Here is a 6,765-nt window from a genome sequence, read left to right as displayed (position 1 = left end):
TTATTAAACATTGGTCTATATGCAGGGAAAAAAATAGATAAAGTCAAAAAAGCTTCTAGCATCAGAAATACATAGCTAATAAGAAAAGATCTAGGCTATTAACTTGGCGTAATTGACAATAGGGAAATAACAATGAAAAAACTCTATAAAACCAAACTAACCTTAGCAATTTTAACCTCCATCTTAAGCGCTGAAGCTGCTTTTGCTGGTGCTTTCGGAGTGCCTACAGCAGGTACTGCTGGTTGGGGTAGGGCATTTGCTGGGGGATCAATTTATGACAATGATCCTAGTTCGGCCTTTAATAATCCAGCTGCTATGGCTTTTGTTGATGGGCCAGTTAGTCAGATGAATGTGCAATTTGCACGTGTCAACATGCGCTTTAAAGGCGATGCCACAACAGCTAGTGGTATGAGCACGCAAGACATAGCAATAAATGATACGTTGCCATTTAAGAAAGCAAATAACGGGGGGCAAGGTGGTTTTAGTGAGGTTTTTCCCACGTACTTTTTAGTACTTCCAATAAATGAACAGTGGGCGGTTGGTTTTAGCCAAGTAGTGCCTATGGGCATGCGTAGTACCTGGGATAGATATGGTGTTGGACGTGATTTTGCAGTAGATACAAGGGTTGAAACTATTGCCTTAAATGGTTCTGTGTCCTATAAGTTTAATGACAGTCTAGCGCTAGGTGGAGGAGTGACAGTACAAAGGACGCGAGGAACAGTCACTCAGAATGTGGATATTTACCATGCAGCCTATGAACGCTTAAAAGATATTCTCCCTGTCCCTATAATGCCCTCAACAGGCGATGCTTTGATTCGAGTAAAGGTGAACAATACAGCACCAAGTTGGTTTGCAGGTATCGTATGGAAGCCAACAGAGCGGGATACCATTGGCTTTAATTATCATGCGACAGTTAAGAATAAATTAGAAGGTAAGTACAACTTCCACTTTGGTGAGGGAGATGAATCTATTACCGCTATAGAAATCGCAGATCAGTTATTTCCAGGGCTAAAACTCTACCCAGGCGGTGCAAAAATTAAATCGCGGCTCAATACACCTGCCACAGCCTCGATTGATTGGGTGCATCAATGGAATGAGCGGTTAACAACGGGAACTAGCGTGCTTTGGACGCAATGGTCTGAATTTAAAAGTCTACCTTTAATAGATAAAGCATCAGGGTCTATGATTGTAGAGATCCCCTATAAGTATCGCGATACTCTAATGTTCTCGGTAGGGGCTGATTATAAATTAACGGATGAGTGGATTGTGCGTGGCGGCTTAGCCTATGACCAAACACCGACACGCAGTACAACCCGTGATTTACGTATCCCTGATAATGACCGTACATTTGTTTCTTTAGGAGCAGGCTACGCGCCTAAGTCACTACCTAACTTTACATTTGATGTGGCTTATTCACGCCAATTTGTAAAGCGTGCGCGGCTTAAGAGTACTAATGTTGAGTTGCTAGGTGGTGCAAAAATGGATGGCAAAGTAAAGGCCAGTGGTGATGTTTTTAGTCTAGCAGCTACTTATCGATTTTAATAAATAATCTATTAATTAAAAATTGTTATTTTTAAAATTTATACTATAAGTATAAGAGGACAGGTTAGTTACCTGTCCTCGTTATAAAAATAATAGGTGAATTATGAAAAAAATAAATACAATTATCACAGCTTTTGCTGTCTCTTTAGTATCTATGTATAGCCATGCTTTAACAGTAGATAATAATGGAAATATTAGCCCCGCTGGCGCCTCTTTTACTGCTAATGGAACAATTATAGTACAAACACCAGCCTTGTCTGGAAATGTATCCTGTAATGTGTCATTTACAGGAAAAGTAAGTGCTGATGGAAAGTCAGCAAATATAAATACTGTAACTACCTCAGGTGGCTTTTTACTCTGTTCTCAACCAAGCTTTACAGGCCTACCTTGGATACTGAATCCTTCCTCAGGAACAAGTGCTGTTATTACAAATGTTGGTTTTACTATACCTAAGGTTATATTTGTTAGTAAGGGAGCAACATGTGGCACTAGTACAGTAGCTGTATCGGCAGCACAAGAGGGGAATGCTATTAGATTAAAAGCAAATAATAGCAACTTGGCTGGCAATTGTAAGATTGTTAGCTTAGACGTAGTGGCGCAGTAGAGCTATTTAATTAGTTGTGAATTTATAATAGTAACTGAGGTGTCTTTAAACCCCAATCTAGCATGCTGGTTTGGGGTTTTATTTGTATGGTTGTAATTTTATGGAAATAATAAAAATAAATAGTCTTAATTATAATTATGCAACAGATGGAGGGTGCTTTAATGTTATTAATAACTTGGATTTCAGCCTTTGTAAGGGAGAAACCTGTGCTATTGTAGGAGCTTCTGGATCAGGAAAAAGTACTTTTCTAAATATTTTAGGACTGTTAGAGAATCCAGCGGAGGGGAATTTTTTTTTAGAAGGAAAAAATGTACTAGCGCTCAATGATGAATCTCGAGCCATGATGAGAAACCAGTTAATAGGTTTTGTTTTTCAAAGATTTAATTTGTTATCAAATCTAACAGCTATTGATAATGTTGCGCTACCTTTATTATACCGTGGTATGTCACGGACTCAGGCGAGGTTATTGGCTAAAGAATGCCTAGCTAAAGTAGGTTTAGAGGACCGTGTACAGCATAAACCTTCTGCGTTATCAGGTGGTCAGTGCCAACGTGTAGCTATAGCAAGAGCTTTGGTTACAGAACCAAAAATTATCTTAGCCGATGAACCTACGGGAAGTTTAGATACAGCTACATCTGAAGAAATCATAAATTTAATAGTAGAAATAAATAAAAAATACGGTGTAACTATAATATTGATTACCCATGACATGCAGTTAGCTAAACGTATGGAGCGTTCTTTTACCATGCTCTTTGGAAGGCTTGAAGAAAGCACTAAGGAGTTATCATATGTATAACTATGGAATGAGTTTTTATAATAAATTAATCGAGCCATTTTTAAATTTATTAATACTGGGTAGAAAGGCATTACTTGCGCTATTAGGAATTGTGGTTGGCTGTTCATCTGTTGTAGCTTTATTAAATATAGGAAATAACGCAACAGAAGAGGTTGTTAAGGTTTTTTCAGAGTATGGAGCTAATTTATTTTTAATAAATATAGTTGGAGGAGGTAATGCTTTAGATAACTATGAAAAGGGAGTAGAACTGGTTGTAAATTTAAAAAAAGAAAATGTTATTCAGTCAGCTTCTTTAGTGAGCACTTCGTCCATAGAGGTTGACTCAGGTATTCATATTCCATTAGTGGGCGTTGAAGAGGATATTTTTTCTACGTTAACTATAAGTGCTGATAAAGGTAGAGTTTTACAGGCTTATGATAAATCTAGTTTTTTTGTTGTTGTAGGCTATGCATTAAGTGATAAGTATAATTTTACCTTAGGTAGTAAAGTTAAATTTGGAGGTTATTACTTTGATGTATTAGGTGTGCTGCCTTTACAAATGGATAATCATTTTTTACCATTTGATATTAATAATAGTGCTTTTGTATTTATTAAAAATTTAAAAACTATAAATGGAAGTGTGGTTTTTACTAATATTATAGGATCTGTAAAAAAAAATAACTATAGCTATGAGCAAAAAATAGAATCTATAGTAAAAGAGAAATTTAATGAACAAGAGGCAGGTTTGGTTTTTCCTAGCCAGCTTCTAGAAAATATGAATGCTCAAACAAAATTACTTACTTATTTATTAGCAGGAATTGGCGCTATAGCATTATTAGTAGGTGGAGTTGGGGTAATGAATGTCATGCTCATGAGTGTAAGTCAACGGAAAAAAGAGATTGGCATAAGGCGAGCAGTGGGCGCTAGATCAAAAGATATTATAGTACTTTTTTTATCAGAAGCTGTTGTCCTTTCCGTTATAGGCTCGCTATTAGGATGTTTACTAGGAATTATATTGGCCTATGTGTTTGCATACTATGTTGGATGGGTATTTGTTATTGCATGGTTTGCTCTTCCTATCCCTGTAATAACATCTTTAGTCTTGGGGATTTTATTTGGTATTAGCCCTGCTTTAAGTGCTGCTAAATTGCAGCCTATAGAGGCGCTGAAAGATGAATAAATTACTGTTTGTTATCGTTTTTTATTCGTGCAGTTTGTGGGCTGGTACTATTTCTGAGTTAAATAGCTTCAATCAATATAAAAAAACACAGGAAATTGAGTTATCTTTAGAAGATGCTATTGCTCTTGCGTTAAGAAATAACAGGTCGATAAAGAGTGCTTATTTAGATAGGGTAGCACAGAAATTTGATTTAAGCGTTGAACAGGATAGATTTAATCCTAAAATAAATATTATTACTAATGTGTATTCAAAAAATAATAATAATGATAAATCAAGTAGTTTGGGGTTTTCTCCAAATGCTAGCCTTTTATCAGCCTATGGAACTCGATTTAGTTTGTCTTGGAGTATGTTTTCAGAGCATGCTAAGAACAATAAAAGATCACGTAACGATGGGGCGAATTTTTATATTATACAACCGTTACTAAAAGGCGGTGGACGTAAAATAGCAACCTCTCCTTTGGTGATGGCGCAGCTTGCAGAACAAGGAAATAAATTAAATTTAAAAAATAATGTTGCTCAAACTATAACAAATGTTATTTATAGTTTTCGTGAGCTGGTTAGAGCGCAGGAACAAGTAATAATATCTAAGTCAGCGTTAGAGCGTGCTGAAAAACTAATTAAAACAAATAGAGAGCTAATCAATGCAGGTCGTATGGCTGAATATGAAATTATCCAAACTGAGGCAGAAGTAGTTAATCAAGAACTGGCCCTGGAAAACGCTATTAATCAGCTAGATAATAATAGAATGGAGTTGCTTAGATTGCTAGCGCTGGATCAGGAAACATTAATTATAGCTAAAGAAACTATTAAAATTGAAAAAGTTAGCATTGATTATGCACAGGCTATAACTAAGGCCAAGCTTATGCAGCCTAGATATTTAATAGAGTTAATCATTAAAGAGCAGATAGATTTAGAACTGGCTGTTGCAAAAAATAATAAGCTTTGGGATCTTTCTATTGAAGCAGGAGCTGGGCAAAGTAAACAGTGGCAGCAACTAAACTCTAACCCTACAAGCAAGGGTTGGGATAATTATATAGGTATCAGGCTTGAAATACCCATTGGAGACTTATCACGTAAGCAAGGGGAAGTGCGTGCCCTAGTAAATATTGATAAGCATAAATTACAAATGGAAGAAACTATACAGGTTATGGAAAAAGATATTGCTAACGCAGTACGCAATATTAATACACGATGGCGGCAGTATCAAATTGCTTTAAAGGCTTTAGCACTAAGCCATAAAAAATTAGAATTTGAACAAGAAAAACTAAAAGTAGGACGTTCAAGTAACTTTCAGGTTCTTTCATTTGAAGCAGATTTGCGCAATGCTGAAGTGGCTTTATTAGAAACGCGTATTGCCTATTTAAATGCGCAGGCTGATCTTGACTACATTGTTGGAACCACACTGGAAAGCTGGGATATTGCGCTATATGACTAAATTTAAAAAGTATTCTATTGGTGTTTTTCTGGTATTGCTTATATTGCCAATAATTATCTTTGTTAGGGATGAAGACACTATACAGATAGATGAAAAATGGTTGTATATAGAGCAAAAGCCAGTAAGTCAAAGTATTAAACTGGTCGGAAAAATAGAGCCTGTTCACCGTTTTTCCATGGTTAGTCCTTTTGAAGGATTTATCAAAAAAATTTCAGTGATTGATGGGCAGCTGGTAGAGAAAAATCAAATTTTAGCTGTTATTGATGATTCCTTATTAAAAGTTAAAATTCAACATGCTTTAGCTGAATATATAAAAGCACAAAAAGAGTTTGATGATATAGCCAATTGGGCAAGTAGCATGGATATGGCTAGAGCTAAGCGTGCATTAAAAACATCAGAATTAAATGCACTAGATACACGTAATAAATTAAAGGATAGTCAAGATCTATTTAATCGAGGAATTATTCCTAGGCAAGAGTTAGACTCATTAAAACAGCAATTAGCACTGCAGTTACTGGACTTGAAATCTGCGCAAGATGAAGTCATAGCTACTCAGCAGCGTGCTAACCCGCAGCAGATAAAAATACTTAAAATAGCTTTAGATGATGCACAGCTTAAATATGAAAGCTTAGTTGCTCTAGAAGCGAATAGCACTATTCGTGCGCCGTTTTCTGGAATAGTATTTTTTGCAAAAAATACCACAAATACAAGCGAACCACAGATATTTCAAGAAGGTTCTAAAGTTACTGAAAGTCAGCCTTTATTTAGTGTATCTAATTTGGATAGATTGCAAGTAAAGTCGATTATTGATGAGTCTTATCTTTTGCAGATAGCAGAGGGGATGCAGGTTAATGTGACACCCCAATCATCAGCTGGTTTAAAGCTTAAAGGAGTTTTACAGCGTATATCAGGGCAGGGGCTGAGTCTTACTGCCAATCTGAGTACAGGGTATGATTTTTGGGTAGCATTACCAGTGTTAACGGATAAAGAAAAGCAGAGTCTACGTTTGGGTATGAGTGCTATTGTTGAAATTAAGCTTTATGAAACAGATAAGGCTTATATTGTTCCTGTTAAGGCTATTCAGATGGAGGGGGATAAGTATTTTGTTTGGTATAAACAAGAATTAGAGGCTGTGCCTGAAAAAATGAATATAGAAATTGAGCGTAGTGTTTTAGATGGGGCTTTAACTCACCTACCAGGGCCTGGCTTTGTTAAGCTAAGCCAGTAGA

6 protein-coding genes are annotated in these 6,765 nt (G+C 36.3%); all 6 read left to right on the top strand.

Features of this window, described 5'->3' with window-relative positions; genetic code table 11:
- The first annotated feature begins 132 nt into the window (after positions 1-132).
- The 6 genes from VQ643_RS14600 (at position 133) to VQ643_RS14575 (ending at position 6,764) form a co-directional block, all read left to right on the top strand.
- On the top strand, positions 133-1,542 hold the full coding sequence (locus VQ643_RS14600; protein ID WP_414200799.1) for an outer membrane protein transport protein: 1,410 nt from the start codon (positions 133-135) through the stop codon (positions 1,540-1,542).
- A gap of 103 nt (positions 1,543-1,645) precedes the next feature.
- Complete coding sequence (gene praB / locus VQ643_RS14595; RefSeq protein ID WP_414200796.1) at positions 1,646-2,146, top strand: alkane oxidation protein activator PraB; 501 nt, start codon at positions 1,646-1,648, stop codon at positions 2,144-2,146.
- 100 nt (positions 2,147-2,246) lie between these two features.
- Entirely contained in the window at positions 2,247-2,942 is a 696-nt protein-coding gene (locus tag VQ643_RS14590; RefSeq protein ID WP_414200794.1) for an ABC transporter ATP-binding protein, read from the top strand.
- Positions 2,935-4,101, top strand: coding sequence for an ABC transporter permease (locus tag VQ643_RS14585; protein ID WP_414200792.1), 1,167 nt, complete (start codon positions 2,935-2,937; stop codon positions 4,099-4,101). Before VQ643_RS14590 ends, VQ643_RS14585 begins: the two co-directional genes overlap by 8 nt.
- Complete coding sequence (locus tag VQ643_RS14580; RefSeq protein ID WP_414200789.1) at positions 4,094-5,536, top strand: TolC family protein; 1,443 nt, start codon at positions 4,094-4,096, stop codon at positions 5,534-5,536. The genes VQ643_RS14585 and VQ643_RS14580 overlap by 8 nt, the downstream gene beginning before the upstream one ends.
- Positions 5,529-6,764 (top strand): efflux RND transporter periplasmic adaptor subunit, encoded by a 1,236-nt coding sequence (locus VQ643_RS14575; RefSeq protein WP_414200787.1) that lies wholly within the window; start codon positions 5,529-5,531, stop codon positions 6,762-6,764. The genes VQ643_RS14580 and VQ643_RS14575 overlap by 8 nt, the downstream gene beginning before the upstream one ends.
- The last annotated feature ends 1 nt before the right edge of the window (position 6,765 follow it).

The organism is Pseudomonas sp. F1_0610 (genome assembly GCF_047470865.1).
Classification (GTDB): Bacteria; Pseudomonadota; Gammaproteobacteria; order Pseudomonadales; family Pseudomonadaceae; genus JAZDRH01.
The sequence above is the reverse complement of the archived record's forward strand: the minus strand, read 5'-3'. Positions and strand labels throughout refer to the sequence as shown.